Origin of the sequence: Neorhizobium sp. IRS_2294, assembly GCF_050500145.1 — a bacterium.
In the GTDB taxonomy this organism is placed as follows: Bacteria; Pseudomonadota; Alphaproteobacteria; order Rhizobiales; family Rhizobiaceae; genus Neorhizobium; species Neorhizobium soli.
The window spans coordinates 3,515,123-3,536,414 of record NZ_CP191439.1; the positions used below are offsets into that span (position 1 = coordinate 3,515,123).

The 21,292-nt window shown below is 60.4% G+C and carries 18 protein-coding genes; 7 read left to right on the top strand and 11 right to left on the bottom strand.

Features of this window, described 5'->3' with window-relative positions; translation table 11 throughout:
- Positions 1 to 4 precede the first annotated feature (4 nt).
- The 4 genes from purH to htpX form a co-directional block, all read right to left on the bottom strand.
- Positions 5 to 1,621, bottom strand: coding sequence for a bifunctional phosphoribosylaminoimidazolecarboxamide formyltransferase/IMP cyclohydrolase (gene purH, locus ACQY1K_RS16935; protein ID WP_092665136.1), 1,617 nt, complete (start codon positions 1,619 to 1,621; stop codon positions 5 to 7).
- A 96-nt stretch (positions 1,622 to 1,717) separates the two neighbouring features.
- On the bottom strand, positions 1,718 to 3,391 hold the full coding sequence (locus tag ACQY1K_RS16940; protein WP_113469243.1) for a heparinase II/III family protein: 1,674 nt from the start codon (positions 3,389 to 3,391) through the stop codon (positions 1,718 to 1,720).
- Positions 3,392 to 3,492: 101 nt separating this feature from the next.
- A complete protein-coding gene (locus ACQY1K_RS16945; protein WP_430257933.1) occupies positions 3,493 to 4,908 on the bottom strand; it encodes an RsmB/NOP family class I SAM-dependent RNA methyltransferase in 1,416 nt (471 codons plus the stop codon).
- Positions 4,899 to 5,888, bottom strand: coding sequence for a zinc metalloprotease HtpX (gene htpX, locus ACQY1K_RS16950; RefSeq protein ID WP_113110011.1), 990 nt, complete (start codon positions 5,886 to 5,888; stop codon positions 4,899 to 4,901). The genes ACQY1K_RS16945 and htpX overlap by 10 nt, the downstream gene beginning before the upstream one ends.
- Before the next feature lie 112 nt (positions 5,889 to 6,000).
- Here htpX and ACQY1K_RS16955 point away from each other — a divergent pair, with 112 nt between their 5' ends.
- The 3 genes from ACQY1K_RS16955 (at position 6,001) to ACQY1K_RS16965 (ending at position 7,009) form a co-directional block, all read left to right on the top strand.
- Positions 6,001 to 6,219 (top strand): DUF1674 domain-containing protein, encoded by a 219-nt coding sequence (locus tag ACQY1K_RS16955; RefSeq protein WP_430257934.1) that lies wholly within the window; start codon positions 6,001 to 6,003, stop codon positions 6,217 to 6,219.
- Positions 6,220 to 6,282: 63 nt separating this feature from the next.
- The gene (locus ACQY1K_RS16960; RefSeq protein ID WP_430257935.1) at positions 6,283 to 6,726 is read left to right on the top strand and encodes a thermonuclease family protein; all 444 of its coding nucleotides are present in this window, start codon (positions 6,283 to 6,285) and stop codon (positions 6,724 to 6,726) included.
- Positions 6,727 to 6,787: 61 nt separating this feature from the next.
- Positions 6,788 to 7,009, top strand: a complete 222-nt coding sequence (locus tag ACQY1K_RS16965; RefSeq protein WP_430250754.1) for an excalibur calcium-binding domain-containing protein — start codon at positions 6,788 to 6,790, stop codon at positions 7,007 to 7,009.
- A gap of 21 nt (positions 7,010 to 7,030) precedes the next feature.
- On the opposite strand, the gene acs is transcribed toward ACQY1K_RS16965, so the two are convergent.
- On the bottom strand, positions 7,031 to 8,983 hold the full coding sequence (gene acs, locus ACQY1K_RS16970) for an acetate--CoA ligase (protein WP_062462853.1): 1,953 nt from the start codon (positions 8,981 to 8,983) through the stop codon (positions 7,031 to 7,033).
- A 183-nt stretch (positions 8,984 to 9,166) separates the two neighbouring features.
- Here acs and ACQY1K_RS16975 point away from each other — a divergent pair, with 183 nt between their 5' ends.
- Positions 9,167 to 9,889, top strand: coding sequence for a DUF1013 domain-containing protein (locus tag ACQY1K_RS16975; protein ID WP_430257936.1), 723 nt, complete (start codon positions 9,167 to 9,169; stop codon positions 9,887 to 9,889).
- Between the two features lie 81 nt (positions 9,890 to 9,970).
- On the opposite strand, the gene ACQY1K_RS16980 is transcribed toward ACQY1K_RS16975, so the two are convergent.
- Both ACQY1K_RS16980 and ACQY1K_RS16985 read right to left on the bottom strand, forming a co-directional pair.
- Positions 9,971 to 11,908 carry a propionyl-CoA synthetase gene (locus ACQY1K_RS16980; RefSeq protein ID WP_430257937.1) on the bottom strand — a complete coding sequence of 646 codons (1,938 nt, stop codon included), beginning with the start codon at positions 11,906 to 11,908 and terminating at the stop codon, positions 9,971 to 9,973.
- Positions 11,909 to 11,996: 88 nt separating this feature from the next.
- Positions 11,997 to 12,656: a YggS family pyridoxal phosphate-dependent enzyme gene (locus tag ACQY1K_RS16985; RefSeq protein ID WP_113109974.1), complete on the bottom strand. Its 660-nt coding sequence runs from the start codon at positions 12,654 to 12,656 to the stop codon at positions 11,997 to 11,999.
- 179 nt (positions 12,657 to 12,835) lie between these two features.
- On the opposite strand from ACQY1K_RS16985, the gene leuS reads away from it, so the two are divergent.
- Genes leuS through holA form a run of 3 tightly spaced genes read left to right on the top strand, consistent with a single transcriptional unit; the run spans position 12,836 to position 17,050 of the window.
- The gene (gene leuS / locus ACQY1K_RS16990; RefSeq protein WP_430257938.1) at positions 12,836 to 15,472 is read left to right on the top strand and encodes a leucine--tRNA ligase; all 2,637 of its coding nucleotides are present in this window, start codon (positions 12,836 to 12,838) and stop codon (positions 15,470 to 15,472) included.
- Positions 15,465 to 16,025 (top strand): hypothetical protein, encoded by a 561-nt coding sequence (locus tag ACQY1K_RS16995; protein ID WP_430257939.1) that lies wholly within the window; start codon positions 15,465 to 15,467, stop codon positions 16,023 to 16,025. Before leuS ends, ACQY1K_RS16995 begins: the two co-directional genes overlap by 8 nt.
- Positions 16,013 to 17,050 carry a DNA polymerase III subunit delta gene (holA, locus tag ACQY1K_RS17000; RefSeq protein WP_430257940.1) on the top strand — a complete coding sequence of 346 codons (1,038 nt, stop codon included), beginning with the start codon at positions 16,013 to 16,015 and terminating at the stop codon, positions 17,048 to 17,050. The genes ACQY1K_RS16995 and holA overlap by 13 nt, the downstream gene beginning before the upstream one ends.
- Positions 17,051 to 17,068: 18 nt before the next feature.
- On the opposite strand, the gene ACQY1K_RS17005 is transcribed toward holA, so the two are convergent.
- From ACQY1K_RS17005 to mnmG, 4 genes are read right to left on the bottom strand one after another with little or no spacing between them, the layout of a single operon-like run.
- On the bottom strand, positions 17,069 to 17,950 hold the full coding sequence (locus ACQY1K_RS17005) for a ParB/RepB/Spo0J family partition protein (protein ID WP_062462870.1): 882 nt from the start codon (positions 17,948 to 17,950) through the stop codon (positions 17,069 to 17,071).
- 37 nt (positions 17,951 to 17,987) lie between these two features.
- Entirely contained in the window at positions 17,988 to 18,779 is a 792-nt protein-coding gene (locus ACQY1K_RS17010) for a ParA family protein (protein WP_092665164.1), read from the bottom strand.
- Positions 18,780 to 18,792: 13 nt separating this feature from the next.
- Positions 18,793 to 19,410, bottom strand: coding sequence for a 16S rRNA (guanine(527)-N(7))-methyltransferase RsmG (gene rsmG, locus ACQY1K_RS17015; RefSeq protein ID WP_325265618.1), 618 nt, complete (start codon positions 19,408 to 19,410; stop codon positions 18,793 to 18,795).
- The gene (gene mnmG, locus ACQY1K_RS17020; protein ID WP_430257941.1) at positions 19,407 to 21,290 is read right to left on the bottom strand and encodes a tRNA uridine-5-carboxymethylaminomethyl(34) synthesis enzyme MnmG; all 1,884 of its coding nucleotides are present in this window, start codon (positions 21,288 to 21,290) and stop codon (positions 19,407 to 19,409) included. Before mnmG ends, rsmG begins: the two co-directional genes overlap by 4 nt.
- Positions 21,291 to 21,292 lie beyond the last annotated feature (2 nt).

The window sequence follows — 21,292 nt, forward strand, 5'->3', positions numbered from 1 at the left end:
TAGATTAGTGCCGGAAGTGACGCATGCCGGTAAACACCATCGCCACACCATGCTCGTCGGCGGCCGCAATCACTTCTGCATCGCGCATCGAGCCGCCGGGCTGGATGACCGCAGTTGCGCCGGCAGCGATCGCCGAAAGCAGACCGTCGGCAAACGGGAAGAAGGCTTCAGATGCGACCGCTGACCCCTTCGTCATCGGCTCGGCCCAGCCCATGGCCTTCGCCGCATCTTCAGCCTTGAGCCCGGCGATACGGGCGGAATCGATCCGGCTCATCTGGCCGGCGCCGATACCTGCCGTCTGGCCGTCCTTGGCATAGACGATGGCGTTGGACTTGACGTGCTTTGCCACCTTGTAGGCAAACTTCATGTCTTCAAGCTCGGTCGGCGTCGGTGCGCGCTTGGTCACGACCTTCAGATCGACATCCTCGATGACACCGCTGTCGCGGCTCTGCACCAGAAGGCCGCCGGCAACGGTCTTTGCCGTAATGCCGCGCGAACGCGGGTCCGGCAGGCCGCCGGTCACCAGCAGGCGCAGGTTCTTCTTGGACGCGATGATCGCCTTTGCCTCGTCGGAAACCTCGGGCGCGATGATCACTTCGGTAAACAGCTTGACGATCTCTTCCGCCGTCTCGGCATCGAGCAGCTGGTTGAGCGCGATGATGCCGCCGAAAGCTGATGTGCTGTCGCAGGCCAGCGCCCGCAGATAGGCGTCCTTCAGCGTCGAGCCGGTTGCGACGCCGCAGGGGTTGGCGTGCTTGATGATGGCACAAGCAGGTCCCTGGTCGGCCGCAAATTCGCCGATCAGCTCGAAGGCGCCATCGGTGTCGTTGATGTTGTTGTAGGAGAGCTGCTTGCCCTGCAGCAGCGTCGCGGTGGCAACGCCCGGGCGGTTCTCGCCGGTCACGTAGAAGCCGGCGCTCTGGTGCGGGTTCTCGCCGTAGCGCATGGCTTCCTTCAGCACGCCGCCGATCGTCCGGTAGCTCGGCGTTTCGATCTCGAGCGCTTCGGCGAACCAGTTGGAGATCGCCGTGTCATAGGCTGCGGTGCGGGCATAGGCCTTGGCGGCAAGCTTCTGGCGGAATGCATAGTCCGTCTCGCCGCCATTGGCCTGCAGCGCTTCTATCAGGGCAGGGTAGTCGGAGGGATCGGTGACGATCGTGACATAGGCATGGTTCTTGGCGGACGCACGGATCATCGCCGGGCCGCCGATATCGATATTCTCGACCGTCGTCGGATAGTCGCCGCCTGCCGCGCGCACTTCCTCGAATGGATAGAGATTGATGACCGAAAGATCGATGCTCTCGATGCCGTGTTTCTGCATCGCCGCGACATGCTCCTCGTCGTCGCGGATGGCGAGAAGGCCACCATGCACGGTCGGATGCAGCGTCTTGACGCGACCGTCCATGATCTCAGGAAAGCCCGTGACTTCGGAGACGTCGGTGACGGCAAGACCCGCGGCGGCGATCGCCTTGTGCGTGCCACCGGTGGACAAGAGCTTCACACCCTGCTCGGTCAGCGCTTTCGCGAGCTCGATGATGCCGGCCTTGTCGGACACGGAAAGAAGCGCTGTGCGGATCTTGACGCGGTCGGGCGCTGGGATTTTCTTGGATGCGACGGCCATCGGTCTCTCCTGAAAGAGGGTGCCCAAAAGGGCGAAAAGGGATTGGCCGCCGGTTAGCACAGCTACCCCTTCAGGGAAACCCTATTCCAACCAGGGCTAATCGGCGCGCCGCAGCATCCAGCGGATTTCGGTGACCTCTGGCAGGGTAAATTCGATCGCCAGCTGCTGGCTCGGGCGAGGGCCGGAAACATCTGCAAAGAAGATGTCCTCGTCGATCATGACCTCGAGACCCGGCGCCGAAAACAGCCATTTCTCGCCGTCACTCGCCTGCATGACAACGCTTTCCGGGTCGCGCCGCACCAGCCGGATGGCCGGATGGATGTGAAAGCGAACCACAGCCACCAGTCTTTCGTCGCCCGGCTCTTCGCCATCAGGGACGAACAGCCGGTCATGGCCCTTGATCTTGTTGCCGGTCGTGTTGAGGCCGATCTCGCGGTGGTAGAGGTAGCCGAACTCCTTGAGATACCCGTCATGGGTCGCCCGCAGCCAGTCGTTGCCATGCGCATCGTCGCGTCGGTCGATCGTGACGTCGGAGACGCCGGGAAGCAGGATGGGGCCGGCAAGCTTCGACTTGGCGATCCGGCTCGATGACGTCTCAGACAGCGTCAGCGTCGAATGCGCCGCCGTCGAGCGCGCCATCTTGCGGTGGCCGCGCCCTGAAAATTTCGGTGAGCCCGAGTTGACGATAAACCTGTTGCGGCCCGACGAGAGCTCGAAGGCGAGGCAACCGGCATGCGCCGTGCGCGAGAATTCCGGCTCCGACCAGCCCGTATCGACGATCAGCGTCGTGTCCTCGGCCGTCAGCCGGTGATAGTTCATATGCGGGAGCGCCTTGAACGGCTTGCCACCGCTCTCGTCATACCGCAGCACCGACATCAGCTCGCTTGCCGGTGTCGCCGTCGCACCGTTGAACAGCGCCAGATCACCATCCTGGTGGCGGAAGAAGCGCAGTGCCGGATAGATGCGGTCGATCGTCGGGATCAGCTTTTGCGGCAGATCGTGGCCGAGATTGATATAGGTCTGCCGCAGCGGCAGAAGATCGAGCAGCGCATCCAGCATCGAGCGCGGATTGCGCGAGAGATGGCCGCCATCGGCCAGGATCTGGAATTCCAGTTCACGGTCGAGCCGCGCACCTTCGCGGCGGATGAAGGCCGCGCGTGTAGGCATGGAAACCGATGCCATGGCGAGTGCGATGCGGATACGAAGCCGGGTCTCGTCGGCGGGAATACAGCCAGCGATCTTGCGCAGGTAGCGAACCTGAAACGCCAGGCTCTTCATGAAGCGGCGGTAGAAGCCGGCCTCCGCGCCCTGCAAGAGGACGGTCGAGTGGGACAGCCACGCGACCACCCGCTCGGCCACCACGCTCGGTTCCCAGCCGATGCCCCTCTGGCGACGGCCATGCAGCGTGATCCAGTCCGCCACCACGTCACGGGCGTGGTCGCAGGCTTCTTCTGTCTTGTTGGCACGAACATGCCGCAGCCAGGCAAACGAATGCAGCCGCTCGGCAAAGGCCTTGGACGGAAGCTCGACCTGAAACGGCGAATGACCGAAGGTTTCGAGAACGCGCCCGGCCAGCGGATAGCGCCCCTCGAGAATTTCCTCGGCAATGAACGGATCGATCGATCGCAGATCGGTTGGCGCCACGATCAGCCTGTCCGGCACCGGCAGCGGTGTCAGAGCAAGGCGCATGCCGGCGGACCGGCGACACATGCGTCGCCAGATCTCCCGCATGCCGAAGGCAAGAATCCTTCGGCGATCGGCAAGCCGCATCGTCACTTGAGATATTCTCCGCAGGGCCGGATGCTCTCCCCGAGCGCCCGGAATCGATTATGGATCAACCGAAACTATGTAAGGTTATAGTGAATAAAGACTTACCTGACGCGGAGCACGCTCGCGAAGAAGCCATCCATGCCACCGGCAAAGGTCTCATCCCCCGGCAGCATGGCCGGCGTGGTGCGGAATTCACCGAGATCTGAAATCGCGGATTCCAGACCCGGCCAATCGCTGGCCCTGAACGGCTGGCGTTCCAGTGTCGGCGTATCCGCCAGAACCTTCGCCACCAGCTTTTCGCCCTCTAGCGGATCAAGCGAGCAGTTCGAAAACACGATGAGCCCGCCCGGTTTTACCAGCGTCACCGCATGCCGCAGCATACGCTCCTGCAGTACGGCAAGCTTGCCGATATCCTCGGGTCCCTTGGTCCAGAGCACATCGGGATGGCGGCGGGTGGTGCCGGTGGACGAGCAGGGTGCATCGAGCAGCACGCCATCGAGCAACTCGTCCGGCTTGAATTCGAACAGATCGCCGCTCGAAAGCTCCGCTTCGAGACCGAGCCGCGCCAGGTTTTCCTTCAGCCGCGCCAGACGGTTGGCGGATTGCTCGACGGCAATCACGTGCGCGCCGGCAACGACCAGCTGCGCCGTCTTGCCGCCAGGCGCCGCACAGAGATCCGCGATGCGCTTGCCCGTGAGGTCACCGAACAACTGTGCCGGAATGGATGCGGCAACGTCCTGCACCCACCATTCACCGTCCTCGAAGCCCTCGAGAGCCGTCACCGATCCCTGGAAAACCTGCAGGCGGATGCTGCCTGTTGGCAGAAGCTTGCCGCCGAGCTTTTCCGCCCAGCCCTTGGCATCGCTCTTTACCGTCAGATCGATGGCGGCCGGCGTCAGCTGCGCTTCGGCAATCTTGTCGGCCTCGGTCTCGCCGTAGGCGGCAACCAGACGCTTGCGGAACCAATCCGGTACCGGCGACACCGAAGCGGTGGCCGCGAGGATCTCTTCCTTTTCGCGCACCATGCGGCGCAGAACGGCATTCACCAGCTTGGCAAAGCGACGGTTGCGAGGATCGCGATTGGCCTGCTCGACGGCCAAGTCGACCGCCGCATGCGAGGGGACGTCGAGATGGAGGATCTGCGCGGCCGCAACCACCAGAACATGATGCAGGGATTTTGCCCCGTGCGGCAGCGGCGTATCGATCATGGACGAAATCGCCGCTTCGAGCCGGGTCAGATGGCGAAGGGCGGTGGTCAGGATGGCGCGCGTCAGGGCCCGGTCAGCATCGCCCAATGCCTTGTAGGCCGGGTTGCCGTGGGACAGGTCGAGCATGCCATCGAGCGAAATCTTCTTGTCGATGGCCGCCGACAAAAGCTTGGCCGCTGTCACGCGGACTTCGAGCCCCGGCTTTGCCGGTCCGGCGTCTGGGCGAGAGCCTGGCGCATGGGATGTCGGGTTTTCCCGCGCGCCAGTTGATCTGGAAGGCTTGTTGTTTTTCTTGTCGTTCAAGACCATGGACCCTTGGGCGGTTCGTTCGAACTGCGGCCCCACCGGCTGTCGGAGCCGGAATTCGGAACGGAGCGCGCGCTTCGCTGCGGTCTAGCAGCCGAAGACTGCCCCGTCGAGCCACCGCCGCCGATGTCCCCCCGGAACTCACCAGCCATCTGCTGAAGTGCTGCGATCCGGTTGTCCGTATTCGGATGGGTCGAGAACAGGTTATCCATCCGCTCGCCCGAAAGCGGGTTGATGATGAACATATGCGCCGTCGCAGGGTTGCGCTCCGCCTCGTAATTCGGAACCTGCCGCGCCGTGCCGGCGATCTTGGAGAGTGCGGAAGCCAGCGCCAGCGGCTTGCCGCAGATCTCGGCGCCGCGACGGTCGGCCGAATATTCGCGGGTCCTGCTGATCGCCATCTGCACCAGCATTGCCGCAAAGGGCGCAACGACCATGGCAACAATCACGCCGATAAAACCGAACGGATTGCTGTTGTTTCCGCGATTTCCGCCGAACAGAAACGCAAAATTGCCCAGCATGGAAATCGCGCCGGCGAGCGTCGCTGTGATCGTCATGATCAGCGTGTCGCGGTTTTGCACATGCGCCAGCTCATGCGCCATGACACCGGCCACTTCGTCATGGGTCAGGCTTTGCAACAGACCGGTCGAAGCGGCAACGGCAGCATTTTCCGGATTGCGGCCGGTCGCAAACGCATTCGGCTGCGGGTTGTCGTAGATATAGACTTTCGGCATCGGCAGGCCCGCATTGGCAGCAAGTGACTGCACCATTAGGTAAAATTCCGGCGCCGAACGGGCATCGACCTCCTGCGCATGATAGGCAGACAGCACCATCTTGTCGGAGTTCCAGTAGGAAAACAGGTTCATGCCGGCCGCGATCACCAGCGCGATCATCATCCCGCCCTTGCCGCCGATCAGGAAGCCTATGCCCATGAACAACGCCGTCATGAAGGCCAGAAGCATGGCGGTGCGCATCACATTCATCGTCATATCTCCCGTTGCCAATTCAACCCGTGTAAGGGTTTTCGAAATCTTCAGAACGCCCTATAATGTGGTGAATTCGCTCAGACTTTCAATAAACCATCCGGTGAATGAAATGCAGACGCCCGACAACGACAATAGCGAAACGCAGATCGAGACCGCAGCGTTAAGCAAACCGCTCTCGCCGGCTGCCCAGCGCGCGCTGAAGGAAGCCGAGGAGCGCCGGCAGGCAGCCGCAAAGACGGACACCCCGGAAGAATTCGGCGGCCGCGGCGGCGCCGATCCCGCCCGCTTCGGCGACTGGGAAATCAACGGCCGCGCCATCGATTTCTGAGCGGTAAAACCGTAAGCAAATATTCCTATTGACTTCAACCAATGATCGGAATTTATTCCTTTCATGGTCAGATATCTCGCGCTCATTGCTGTTCTCTTTGGAGCCCCTGCGGCTGAGGCGAGCGCGCGCGAAGAAATCTCGGGACCTGTTGCTGCCGAGATCCTACGCGTCATCGATGGCGATACGATCCTGGTCGAGGCGCGGCCTTGGCCGCAGCAGCGGGTTGAAGTCTATGTCCGCATCAGGGGCATCGATGCACCGGAGCTCAAGTCGAAGTGCCATTCCGTCCAGCAAGCCGGCGGCGACGCGCGGCAGGCCCTGGAGACACTGACAAAAGCGTCCGCGACGATCGAGCTCGTCAACATTACCGGAGACAAATATTTCGGCCGCATCGTCGCTGACGTCGTGCTGCCCGATGGCCGCAGCGCTGGCTCGGACCTGCTTCTCGCTGGACTGGTTCAACCCTATGACGGCGGGCGGAAAATGGTGCCGGTCTGTGGTGACTGAGCCTGTATTGGCCGCTTGAGTTAGAGAATACGCACATATACCCTCGCATGCGGGGGTGGAAATGAAGAGATTTGTAATACTGGTTGCGATGGTTTTGCTTGCCGGAGCAGCGCAGGCGAAAACCTGCAAGGACGTTTCAAGCTGCGAGGAGGCCGTCATCCTCTGGTGCGAGGGGTATAGCCGGGCGGATGCGGATCGCGACGGCATTCCGTGCGAAACCGTCTGCCATTCGCTGAGAGACGTTCAAGAAATCCAGTCCCAGGTGGGATGCCGGCTACGCTGACATCCCACCTGGGTTATCGGATCAGTCCGCCCTGTTCTGGCGGTTGGCAATCAGATCGTCCACAACGCCTGGATCGGCGAGTGTCGACGTATCTCCCAGTGCACCGAAATCATCCTCGGCAATCTTGCGCAGAATGCGTCGCATGATCTTGCCGGATCGGGTCTTGGGCAGGCCGGGCGAGAACTGGATTTTGTCGGGTGCCGCTATCGGGCCGATCTCCTGGCGCACATGCTTGACCAGCTGCTGGCGAAGCTCCTCCGTCCCCTCGTTGCCCGCCATCAGCGTCACGTAGCAATAGATGCCCTGGCCCTTGATGTTGTGCGGATAGCCGACCACGGCAGCCTCCGACACGAGATTGTGCGACACCAGCGCCGATTCCACTTCCGCCGTACCGAGACGATGGCCGGAGACGTTAAGCACGTCGTCGACGCGGCCCGTGATCCAGTAATAGCCGTCCTCGTCACGCCGGCAGCCGTCGCCGGTGAAGTACTTGCCCTTGTAGGTGGTGAAGTAGGCCTCGACGAAGCGGTCGTGATCGCCGTAGAGCGTGCGCATCTGGCCCGGCCAGCTGTCGATGATGCAGAGATTGCCGTCGGCAGCCCCTTCGAGAACATTGCCTTCATTGTCCACCAGCTGCGGCTGCACGCCGAAGAAGGGTTTCGTCGCCGAACCCGGCTTGAGCGCTGTGGCACCCGGCAGCGGCGTGATCATGTGGCCGCCGGTTTCCGTCTGCCACCAGGTATCGACGATCGGGCAGCGCTTGTTGCCGACCACCTCGTGATACCAGTTCCAGGCCTCCGGATTGATCGGCTCGCCGACCGTTCCGAGTAACCGCAGGCTGGCCCGCGACGACCGCGTCACGAACTCGTCGCCGGCCCCCATCAGCGAACGGATGGCGGTCGGCGCTGTGTAGAAGATGTTGACCTTGTGCTTGTCGACAATTTCCCAGAACCGGCCCTGATCGGGGAAATTCGGCACGCCTTCGAACATCAGCGTTGTCGCGCAGTTCGCGAGCGGTCCATAGACGAGATAGGAATGCCCGGTCACCCAGCCCACATCGGCCGTGCACCAGTAGATATCCCCATCATGGTAATCGAACGTGTATTCATGCGTCATGGCCGCATAGACGAGATAGCCGCCGGTCGTGTGCAGAACGCCTTTCGGCTTGCCGGTGGAACCGGACGTGTAGAGGATGAAAAGCGGGTCTTCCGCCTTCATCTTCACCGGTTCGCAATGCTCTTTGACGGTGGCGATTTCCTGGTGATACCAGAGGTCGCGGCCGGGCGCCCAGTTCGTCTTGCCGCCGGTACGGCGGACGACCAGAACCTTGTTGACCGTGACATACTGCTTGGCCGCGATGCGGATAGCGGTATCGGTATTTTCCTTGAGCGGCACCGGTTTGCCGCCGCGCACGCCCTCGTCACAGGTGATCACGAATGTCGACTGGCAGTCGATGATGCGGCCGGCCAGCGCTTCCGGCGAAAATCCGCCGAACACGACGGAATGCACCGCGCCGATGCGGGCGCAGGCCAGCATCGCATAGGCTGCCTCCGGGATCATCGGCATGTAGATCGTGACACGGTCGCCCTTCTTGACGCCGTGCTTCTTCAGCACGTTCGCCATGCGGCAGACCTGATCGTAGAGCTGGTTGTAGGTGATCTTCTTGTCGATATACGGGTTGTCGCCTTCCCAGATGATCGCAGTGCGCTCGCCATGCGTCTTCAGGTGTCGATCGATGCAATTATAGGAAACGTTGGTCTGGCCGTCCTCGAACCACTTGATCGAGACCTTGCCCTTGAACGACGTGTTTTTCACCTTGGTGAAAGGCTTGAACCAGTCGATCCGCTTGCCATGCTTGCCCCAGAACTTGTCCGGGTTTTCGATGCTTTCCTCATACCACTTGTCATACTTGTCCTTGTCGATGAGCGCCTTTGCCTTGGTGGCTTTCTCGACCGGATAAATTTTTTCGGACATGTGCTCCTCCCTGCTTTGACCCATATCTAACACTTGGAACATGGGCCGCAATTAGACAAAGGGTAAGGTGCTGGACGATTTGCAATTCCGACGCAAATCGAATATAGGGCAATAAATTCCCGGAAATTGTGGTTGATACCCACGCCCGCGACACCGGCGCGGACGGACAGAGGAACTATATCTATGGCTCAAACACTGCTCATGCCGAAAGCGACAGCCGTCTGGCTCGTCGACAACACCGCGCTTTCGTTCGACCAGATCGCCCAGTTCTGCAAACTTCACCCGCTTGAGGTGAAGGCGATTGCAGACGGCGAAGCAGCGCAGGGTATCAAGGGCCTCGACCCGATCGCCACCGGCCAGCTGTCCCGCGACGAGATCGAACGCGCTGAAAAGGATATCAACTACAAGCTCAAGCTTTCCGAGCCGAAAGTTCGCGTTCCTGAATCCAAGCGCCGCGGCCCGCGTTACACGCCGGTCTCCAAGCGCCAGGATCGCCCCAACGCCATTCTCTGGCTGGTGCGCAATCACGCGGAACTGAAGGACGCGCAGATTTCGCGCCTCGTCGGCACCACCAAGTCGACCATCGAGCAGATCCGCGAGCGCACCCACTGGAACGCCGCAAACCTGGCGCCGATGGACCCGGTCACGCTCGGCCTCTGCAGCCAGATCGATCTCGACCTTGAAGTCGAAAAGGCCTCGAAGGGTCGTCCGCTGCCCACCGCTGCCGAACTCGGTGCATCCCTGCAGCCGGCTGCAGAAGCAGAAAACATCGGCTTCGGCGGTTTCCGCAGCGAACGCGAAGAAGAGAAGGAAAAGGAAATCGATGCGAACGCCGTGTTCGCCAAGCTTTCCTCCCTCAAGTCGACCCGCAAGGAAGACGACGAGGAAGACGACGGCCGTTTCTGAGCCGAAATCTTTCCGATACGAAGTTTATGGAAGCCTCGGGCCAGCGCCCGGGGCTTTTTATTTGGACGCTCAGTCGCCCGCCTACGTGTCGCCTGTGCGCGCCGCAGCCGGCCCGCCCCCTCCATAGCCCTTGGCGGTCAGCGCCGCTGTCACCGCGTCGAGCGCGCCCGGATCCTCGATAGTAGCAGGCATGGTCCAGGGCATTCCGTCCGCAATCTTCTGCATCGTTCCCCGCAGGATTTTGCCCGAGCGTGTTTTGGGAAGCTTCGGCACGATCATGACCGTCTTGAAAGCGGCGACCGGGCCGATCTCGGACCGCACCATCTCGGCCACTTCCGACGATATCTTCTCCGTTTCCCGTGAAACATTGTGCTTCAGGACAAGGAAGCCGCAGGGGATCTGCCCCTTCACCGTATCGCTGATGCCGATCACGGCGCATTCCGCCACATCAGGATGTTTCGCACAGACCTCTTCCATCGAACCGGTCGAAAGGCGATGCCCGGCGCAGTTGATGATGTCATCCGTGCGCGCCATCACGAAGACGTAGCCGTCCTCGTCGATCACGCCTGCATCTGCGGTCGTATAGTACCCAGGGAAGGTGCTGAGACAGGTCTCGCGGAAACGCTCATCTGCTCTCCAGAAGGTCGGCAGGCATCCGGGCGGCAGCGGCAGCCGGATGGCGAGGTTGCCGAGCGTCCCCGCCGGCACGGGCAGTCCGGCATCGTCGAGAACATCGATGGCGTAGCCGGGCATAGGTCGCGTCGGAGATCCGTGCTTGAACGGCATCAGCCCCAGACCCATCGGATTGGCGGCGATCGGCCAGCCGGTCTCCGTCTGCCACCAGTGGTCGATCACCGGCACTTTCAGTTTCTGCTCCGCCCATTTCAGCGTTTCCGGATCCGCCCTTTCGCCCGCCAGAAAAAGAGCACGCAGACCCTTGAGATCGTAATGCGCCATGAGTTCGCCGTCCGGGTCTTCGCGGCGGATAGCGCGGAACGCCGTTGGCGCCGTGAAGAAGACCTTGACGTCATGGTCGGCGATGACGCGCCAGAAGGTCCCTGCATCCGGTGTTCCGACGGGCTTTCCCTCGAAGATGACGCTGGTATTGCCGGAAAGCAGCGGCGCGTAAACGATATAGGAGTGACCGACCACCCAGCCGATATCGGACGCGGTCCAGAACACCTCGCCCGGCTTGATCCCGAAAATATTCGGCATACTCCAGGCGAGCGCCACCATGTAACCGCCGTTGTCGCGCACCACGCCCTTTGGCTGTCCCGTCGTACCGGATGTGTAGAGAATGTAGAGCGGATCGGTTGATTTGACCGCCACGCATTCGATATCCCGCCCAAGCGCCTTGCCGACCAGATCGGCAAAGTCTAGCTCGCCCTTTTCCGGCCTGAGCTGGGCTTGCAATTCCGGCCTCTGCACGATGAGGCAGTGCTCCGGCTTCACGGTTGCGAGCTCGATTGCCTTGTCGAGCAACGGCTTGTAGGCGACGACCCGACCGGGCTCCAGTCCGCAGCTCGCGGAGATAACGAGTTTCGCCTGTGAATCGTTGAGACGTGCTGCCAGTTCCTGTGCCGCGAAACCGCCGAACACCACGGAATGCACAGCACCGATCCGCGCGCAGGCGAGCATCGAGAAGATCGCTTCCGGCACCATCGGCATGTAGATGACGACCCGGTCACCGTAACCGACGCCAAGATCGCGCATGACAGTTGCAATCGCCTTCACCTCCGCCAGAACCTCGGCATAGGTGAAGGACCGTTGCGCACCGGTCATCGCGCTGTCGTGGATAAAGGCGAGCCGATCGCCGTTCCCAGCTGCGACATGGCGGTCGAGGCAATTGTAGCAGGTGTTGGTTTCACCCCCCACGAACCACCGACCATAGACACCGGCATCGGCATCAAAGACCGCGTCCGGTTCTTTGAACCAGTCGATCGCCTCTGACGCGGACTTCCAGAAGGCCTCTGGGTTGTTTTCCCAGCTGCTGTAAACGTCGAAATATTGGCTTTGCATCTGTACCTCCCAACACAACCGCATAGCCTGATCGGGCGAGTGTAGGGGAGGGACGATCGGGCGGGAAGCCCGACCAACGGGTTAGACTTCAGCGCGCGCCGAAGATTGCCGAACCGACGCGCACGCTGGTGGCGCCAAATTCCACCGCCGTCTCGAAATCGCCGGACATGCCCATGGAAAGCTTCTCCACGCCGCATTCTTTGGCAAGCTTTGCCAGAAGCGCGAAATGCGGTCCCGGATTTTCATCCGCCGGCGGAATGCACATCAGCCCTTCGACGGCGAGCCCCAGTTCGTTTCGGCAAAGCGCGACGAACGCCACCGTCTCTTTCGGCTCGATGCCTGCCTTTTGCGGTTCAAGCCCGGTATTCACCTGCACATAGAGCTTCGGCGACTTGCCCTGCTTAGCCATTTCGTCTGCCAGGGCTCGTGCAATCTTCTCGCGGTCCACCGTCTCGATCACGTCGAACAGAGCCACCGCATCGGCCGCCTTGTTGGATTGCAGCGGACCGATCAGATGCAGCGTGATGCCCGGCGTCTCCGCCTTGAGCTCCGGCCACTTGCCCTGACTCTCCTGCACCCGGTTTTCGCCGAACACACGCTGGCCCGACGCGATGACCGGCCTAATGTCACCGGCATCGAATGTCTTGGAGACAGCGACGAGCGAGACAGAGCCCGCGGAGCGATTGGCCGTCTCTTCCGCCTTGCCGATCCTTGTCCTGACTTCCTGGAGCCGTTCTTCGACGCTCATTGTCCGTCACCTTTCGCTATTCTTGTGATGCAAGCGATTAAAGCCCATATGAGGCTCTGCCAAGGGCATGTCCCATCAAAGTTTGGCACGCGGCAAGCCTCAAAAACTTGACGCTTGCGGCCATTCATGGTGAAGGTCTGCCCGACTCCTATATCCTGATTTCCCGGAATATCATCCAGATGGCGACTGAACGTTACAACCCGCGCGATGCCGAGCCCCGTTGGCAGCAGACCTGGAACGAGGCGAAGGTTTTCGAAACCGACAATGCCGATCCGCGGGAAAAGTATTACGTCCTCGAGATGTTCCCCTATCCGTCCGGCCGCATTCACATGGGTCACGTGCGCAATTATGCGATGGGTGACGTTGTCGCCCGCTACAAGCGCGCCCGCGGCTTCAACGTTCTGCACCCGATGGGCTGGGACGCGTTCGGCATGCCGGCAGAAAACGCCGCGCGTGACAACAAGACCCACCCGAAGGCCTGGACCTACCAGAACATCGAATCCATGAAGAAGCAGCTGAAGGCGATGGGCCTTTCGCTGGACTGGTCGCGCGAGTTCGCCACCTGCGACGTGGAATATTACCAGCAGCAGCAGCACCTGTTCCTCGACATGATGGAAAAGGGCCTGGTCTACCGCAAGCAATCCAAGGTCAACTGGGATCCGGTCGACCAGACGGTTCTGGCCAACGAACAGGTGATCGACGGTCGCGGCTGGCGTTCCGGCGCTCTGGTCGATCAGCGCGAGCTGGTGCAGTGGTTCTTCAAGATCACCGATTTCAGCCAGGATCTGCTCGACGAACTGGATAACCTGGATCAGTGGCCTGAAAAGGTCCGGCTGATGCAGAAGAACTGGATCGGCCGCTCCGAAGGCATGAGCCTGCGCTGGGAAATCGTGACGGAAACCGCACCCGCCGGCGTCGACAAGGACGTGACGGTCTATACGACCCGTCCCGACACGCTGTTCGGCGCCTCGTTCCTGGCAATCGCTGCCGACCATCCGCTGGCCAAGGCCGCGGCTGCGAACAACCCGGAGATCGAAGCCTTCGCCGAGGAATGCCGCCGTCAGGGCACATCCCTTGCTGCGCTGGAAACGGCCGAGAAAAAGGGCATAGACACCGGCGTCCGCGTAAGGCATCCGCTCGACCCTTCTTGGGAACTGCCGGTCTATGTGGCGAACTTCGTGCTGATGGAATACGGCACAGGCGCCATCTTCGGCTGCCCGGCCGGCGACCAGCGCGACCTGGATTTCGCCCGCAAATACGATCTGCCGGTCGTTGCCGTCGTGATGCCTGAGGATGGCGATGCCGCGACGTTCGAGATCGGCGACACCGCCTTCGTCGACGATGGCGTGATGATCAATTCCCGCTTCCTGGACGGCAAGAGCACCGACGAAGCGTTTCAGATCATTGCCGACAAGCTGTCCGAACAGACGCTGGGCAATGCACCGCAGGGCGAGCGCAAGGTGAACTTCCGCCTGCGCGACTGGGGTATTTCCCGCCAGCGCTACTGGGGTTGCCCAATCCCTGTCATCCATTGCGAAGTCTGCGGCGTCGTGCCGGTGCCGAAGAAGGACCTGCCGGTGCAGTTGCCCGACGACGTCACCTTCGACCTGCCGGGCAACCCGCTCGATCGCCACCCGACCTGGCGCCATGTCAGCTGCCCGAAATGCGGCCACGATGCCCGTCGCGAGACGGATACGATGGATACGTTTGTCGATTCCAGCTGGTATTTCACACGCTTCACAGCCCCTTGGCTGAACGAGCCGACAAACCCGGCCGTTGCCGATCACTGGCTGCCGGTCGATCAGTATATCGGCGGCATCGAGCACGCCATCCTGCATCTGCTCTATTCGCGCTTCTTCACCCGTGCCATGCGCGAGACCGGCCATGTGGCCGTGAAGGAACCGTTCAAGGGCCTGTTCACGCAAGGCATGGTCGTGCATGAAACCTACCGTCTCGGCGAGTCCGGCCAAAACGGTGAATGGGTCGCCCCCGCCGATATCCGTATCGAGGAAATCGACGGCAAGCGTACCGCGACGCTGCTGACAAGCGGCGCCGGCGTCACCATCGGCTCGATCGAAAAAATGTCGAAGTCGAAAAAGAATGTCGTCGATCCCGATGACATCATCGCATCCTACGGCGCCGATACGGCCCGCTTCTTCGTTCTGTCCGATAGTCCGCCGGATCGCGACGTGATCTGGTCGGAAGCGGGTGTCGAAGGTGCCTACCGCTTTACCCAGCGCCTGTGGCGCTTGATCTCGGAAGCTGCCGAAAACCTGAAGACGGTTGATCCGACTCCGGCTAAGGATGGCGATGGACTGGCAATCTCGCAGCTGGCCCACAAGACGCTGCAGGCCGTTCAGGGCGATCTCGACAAGCTGTCCTTCAACAAGGCCGTGGCCCGCATCTACGAACTGGTCAACGCGCTTGCAGCGCCGCTGACCGATGTTGCAGCCGGCAAGGGCGACGCCGCCTACCGTGCCGCTGTTCGCAACGCCTCGGAAATCCTGATCCAGATCGTCGCGCCAATGACGCCGCATCTGGCCGAGGAATGCTGGGCCGTGCTCGGCAATGGCGAGATGGTATCAACAACTGCATGGCCACAGTTCGACCAGGCTCTCGTGGTTGAAAATGACGTCACGATGCCGGTCCAGATCAACGGCAAGAAGCGCGCCGAATTGACAATCGCGCGCGACGCGGATCAAACTGCCGTCGAGGCTGCAGCCCTCGCACTCGACGTGGTAAAAGCCGCTCTCGGTGGCAAGCCACCGAAGAAGATCATCGTCGTCCCACAGAGGATCGTGAACATTGTTGCCTGATCGTTCATTCCGCCGCTTTGGCATCGCACTTGGCATCGCCGGCCTTGCCCTTCTGGCGGGATGCCAGGCACGGCCTCTCTATTCCGAACAGGAAGGCACCGGTCAGAAGCTCGCATCCGTGGAGTTTGCGGATCCGAAGACCCGTATCGAGCAGGTGATCCGCAACAATCTCGTCTTCCTCACCGGTCATGGTGCAGGCGAGACCGCGCATCCGCTCTACGAAGTAAAGATGACGGCCACGAGCTCCGCCTCGAGCATTCTAGACCTTACCAGCGACGATGACACCGTGTCTGTCAGCAACATCCCTGTTGCCGGCCGCGTTCAGGTGGATGTCACCTATACGCTGACCCGTATCAGCGACAGCAAGATCCTGAAATCGGCCAAGCGCGAAGTTGTCGCCTTGATCGATGTCCCGGGACAGAGCTTTGCAAAACTGCGCGCAATCCGCGACGCTGAAAACCGTGCTGCCCGCGAGACGTCCGAGTTCCTGCGTGGTGAAATCGCCATTGCCCTTGCCCGCGAGCCCCAGTCGCCTCCCGTATGGCAGAAATAAAATCCCACGAGTTCGACCGGTTTCTTGACAAGTCGGTCGGCCTCTACAAGATCTTCGTCATCTATGGGCCCGATCGCGGGCTCGTTTCCGAGCGGGCTGCGCAGATCGCAGCCAAGACCGGTGTCGCGCAGGACGACCCATTCGCGATGCTCAAGCTTGATGTATCCGATCTCCAGGGCGATCCCGGCCGTCTGCTTGATGAGGTCAACTCACTCGGCCTTTTTGGAGGTGCCAAGCTGGTCTGGCTCCGTGGCGCAATGAACGAGAAGCCGTTGCTGGATGCCATGCAGGCGCTCGCCAAGGATGAGCCTCCCGCCAATATCTTGATCATCGAGGCCGGTGACCTGAAGAAGGGCAGCGGCCTTCGCAAGGTGGTGGAGCCGGTCCGCTCCATCGCCGTCATTCCCTGCTATGCGGACGATGCACGGGCCCTTGCTGGCCTGATCGATACCGAACTGTCGGCCGAAGGCCTCACCATCAGCGGCGCTGCCCGCCAGCGCCTGATGGAGCTTCTCGGCGGCGATCGAATCGCATCCCGCAACGAAGTGAAGAAGCTGGCGCTCTATTGTCGCGGTGCGGGGACTGTTACCGAAGATCACGTCGATGAAATCATCGGCGATGCGAGCAGCGTCTCCGCGGACGATGCCGTCGACGCCATTCTCTCCGGGGACGTGGCGTCTCTTCAGCGCGCTTTTCAGAAGGTGTTGGTATCCAAGACGCCGATCTTTCTGATCCTGCAATCCTGCCTCAGACAGTTCCAGTTGCTGGATGTGATGCGGGCGGAAATGGACGACAAGAAGCTGCAGGCCGCACAGGTCATGATGACGCTCGGCCGCCATATCCATTTCAAGCGCAAGCCGATTATCGAAAAGGCGCTGCGATCCTGGACCGCGGCGGCACTTGCCCGCGAAACCGAGCGCCTGCAGGCGGCCGTCCTTCAGTCCCGGCAAAGACAAAGTCTCGAGCCCAGCATCGCCTTCCACAGCCTGATGGCAATCGCGATACAGTCGTCGCGATATCGCTGAAGACGATCTGGGAAGACGCTAACCGCGCCGCTCCAGCAACCGGCAAACCTCTTCAAGCTGCTCGAGATTGCGGTAGTTGATCCGAACCTGGCCGCTGCCCCCGCGGTGATTGATCTTCACATCCAGTCCGAGAGCATCGGTCAACGTGCGCTCCAAGGCCAGCGTATCAGAATCTTTTTCGACCGACTTGGTTTCAAGCTGGGGCATGCCCTGGGACTTGATATCGTTTTGCGCAAGCCGCTCTGCATCGCGCACCGACATGCCTTTGGACACGATCGTGCGCGCGAGGGACGAGGGATCAGACGTGGTGATCAAGGCACGCGCGTGACCAGCTGAAAGGCTTCCGGCAGACAGCATGTCGCGAACCGGGTCCGGCAATTTCAGAAGGCGAAGGCTGTTTGCGACATGACTGCGGCTCTTGCCGATGATTTCACCCAGATCGTTCTGGGTATAGCCATGTTCGGCAATCAACTGCTCGTAACCGAGTGCCTCTTCGAGCGGATTGAGGTCGGACCGCTGGACGTTTTCAACGATTGCGATTTCAAGTGCGGTCCGATCGTCTACGTCGCGGACGATGACTGGGATCTCAGTCAGTCCCGCCAGTTGCGCTGCACGCCACCGCCGCTCACCGGCAATGATCTCAAGGCGACCGTCGACTGTCCGAACAACGACCGGCTGGACAATGCCATGCTGCCTGATCGAGCTGGCGAGATCCTGCAGCTCGGCCTCATCGAAATGGCGCCTGGGGTTTTTGGGACTGCGCGAGACATGCTCGATCGGCACCATGCGGTCCGGATTGACGTTTTTCGCAGGTGTATTGACCTGCACAGGCTGATCCATCTCACCGATAAGCGCAGCAAGCCCGCGGCCCAGCCGCCTTTTCGAGGGATCTTCGTTCATCCTGTCACCTGTTATTTTGTGTAATCAAAGAAGAGTCTCAAGCCGCCTTGCGCCGACGTTCCCGCTGGATCACCTCGGAGGCGAGCTGAAGGTAGGCCTGGCTCCCGGCGCATTTCAGATCGTAAAGAATAGCCGGCTTACCATATGAAGGCGCTTCGGATACCCGAACGTTGCGCGGAATCAGCGTGTGGTACACCTTATCACCGAGATATGTCCTAACGTCGCTGACGACCTGTTGGGCCAGATTGTTGCGCGCATCGAACATCGTCAGAACGATGCCCTGGATATCGAGCAGCGGATTGACTGTACGACGGACCTGGTCAACCGTTTCGAGAAGCTGGCTCAAACCCTCGAGCGCAAAGAACTCGCACTGCAGAGGTACGAGCACCGAATGCGCTGCGGCCATCGCATTCATCGTCAGGAGATTGAAAGAGGGTGGGCAGTCGACGAGGATATAAGAATATGCACGCGCGACATCAGTATCCAGCGCCCGCTTTAACCGGAAAGCGCGGTCCGTGGCCTGCGAAATCTCCATCTCGAAACCGAGAAGATCCATGGTGGAGGGAACGATGGACAGGTTCGGAACAGCAGTCGGAACGGCAGTTTCGCCAATATCGCTTTCACCCATCAGCACGTCATAAGACGAATGAACGCGATCCTTGCGGTTAATACCGAGGCCAGTGCTGGCGTTTCCCTGAGGATCAAGGTCGATGATGAGGACGTTTTCGCCGATTGCGGCGAGCGCCGTTGCCAGGTTGATTGCTGTCGTCGTCTTACCGACGCCGCCTTTTTGATTTGCGATGGTAATAATACGGTTCTTCTCGAACATATCGCACCTGACTTTACGGGTCCTTGCGTCGGAGGTTGCTGATCTCAAGAATAACCGAGTCCTGCTCGACAACGCTTTGGTGTTCTAGCAGATCGAAATCCCAGCGACTACGGGCTTCGCTGACTTCACGGCGATAATCCCGGCCTTTGTGGAAGAAGCCTCTGGCTTCCGTTTCGACCATCCAATCGGAGGAATAGGATAGAAGTTGGTTGAGATCAGCCAGAGCGCGAGCGGAAACGCGCTGGCATCCAGGCAAGTCATGTGTCGCCTGCTCGATCCGGAGCGGATGAACCGAACCCCGAGCTCCGGTTTCGTTCAGGGCGACGCGGAGGAAAGCTGCCTTTTTATGGTTGCTTTCGACCAAGTGAACCCAACCATCTTCAAGCTCGGCGAGCAATATCGCGGTCACGACGCCCGGAAAGCCACCGCCCGAGCCAAGATCGATCCATTTCGATGGCTCCGGGGATAGTTGAAAGATTTGCGCGCTATCGGCGATATGGCGCTGCCAAATCTCGTTCAGGGTCGAGGGAGCGACAAGGTTGATTGTTTTCGCCCACTTGGAGAAGAGCGTGGCAAAGTGCTCAAGCCTCTCCTGCGTTTCACGTGAAACACTTCTGCCGTTCAACATCATGCCGAGACTCGTTTTACGCGATCCGAGACCGCGGCTTCTTTTTTCACAAGCGCAAGAATAAGTGCCAACGCTGCCGGCGTCATACCGTCAACTTTTGCGGCCTGCGCCATATTGCTGGGCTGATGCTTTGCGAGCTTTAATCGTAGCTCGTTTGAGAGACCGGGCACTGTAGAATAATCGAAGGACAGGGGGATGGTTTTTGACTCATCGCGGATCGTTGAGCCAATATCTGCAGCCTGTCTATTCATGTAGACAGAGTAGGTGGACTCGATCTCGAGAGCTTCCGCTACCTTCCCATTGACCCCATGGAGTTCTCCCCAGACACCGGCCAGACCAGCCATCGATTGGTTGGGATAGGCGAGCAGCTCGTACGCCGTACGCCGCTGGCCGTCCTGGTTGAGGGACAATCCGTGAGCTGCACCCTGTTTAGGCGTCAGCGAGAGGGATTTTAGCATCGCACGGGTTTCGCCGACTGCTTTGGAGTAGGCCGCGAACTTCGCTGCACGATCAGCGCCCACGCAGCCCAGTTCGATGCCCTTCTGAGTGAGCCTGATATCGGCGTTGTCGGCTCGTAGCGAAAGGCGGTATTCTGCACGTGATGTAAACATCCGATAAGGTTCCGTCACGCCCTTCGACGTGAGGTCATCGACCATGACACCGATATAGGATTCGGCTCGGCTGAACGGCTCCGGCTGGCCTCCCGAAGCCGTGATCGCTGCTGAAAGGCCGGCGACCATTCCTTGCGCGGCAGCTTCCTCGTAACCCGTTGTGCCGTTGATCTGGCCAGCTAGGAACAGCCCCGGCAATTTCTTGACTTCCAGCGTGGGTGTCAATTCCCGCGGATCAACATAGTCATACTCGATCGCATAGCCGGGCTGAATAATCTCGACCTGCTCGAGGCCCGAGATCGTCCGGATAAAAGCCTCCTGGACTGATGCGGGCAGGGACGTGGATATTCCGTTTGGGTAAACAGTTGGATCATCAAGCCCTTCGGGCTCTAGGAAGATCTGGTGCCCGTCACGCTCACCGAACCGCACGATCTTGTCTTCGATCGACGGACAATAACGCGGGCCCACGCCCTCGATCTGGCCGGAATACATTGCGGACAGGTGGATGTTGTCGGAGATGATCCGATGGGTCGCCTCGTTCGTGCGGGTCACTCCACAGCTGATCTGCGGCGTTAAGATTTTATCGGTTATGAACGAGAATGGAACTGGCTGCTCATCGGCTTCCTGCTTGTCAAGCTGGTCCCAGGCGATGGTCCGCCCATCAAGCCGTGCCGGTGTGCCGGTTTTCAGGCGCCCCAGGGCAACGCCGAGTCCAAGAAGCGTCGCTGATAGCCCGAGCGATGGTTCCTCACCTACCCGACCGGCCGGTATCTTTTCCTGCCCGATATGAATAAGCCCGCGCAGGAACGTACCGGTCGTGAGTACAGCCGTTCCGCATCCGAATCGACGGCCATCTCTCATGATGACAGCTGACACTCGACCAGTGTCCGTGATGAGGTCGAATGCGTCACCCTCAATAACAGTGAGGTTCAGGTGATTGAACATTTCCCTCTGCATCGCTTCACGGTAAAGGCGCCGGTCGGCCTGCGTACGGGGACCACGAACGGCGGGACCCTTTTTCCGGTTGAGCAAACGGAACTGGATTCCGGAAACGTCTGCGACGCGGCCCATCAGACCATCAAGCGCATCGACCTCGCGCACGAGGTGACCTTTGCCCAGCCCGCCAATCGCGGGATTGCAGGACATGACACCAATCGTTTCACGTTTGTGGGTAATTAAGGCCGTCCTCGCGCCCATCCGCGCTGCAGCGCTCGCGGCCTCGCAACCCGCGTGACCACCACCAATGACGATGACATCGAAATTTTGGTCCATAT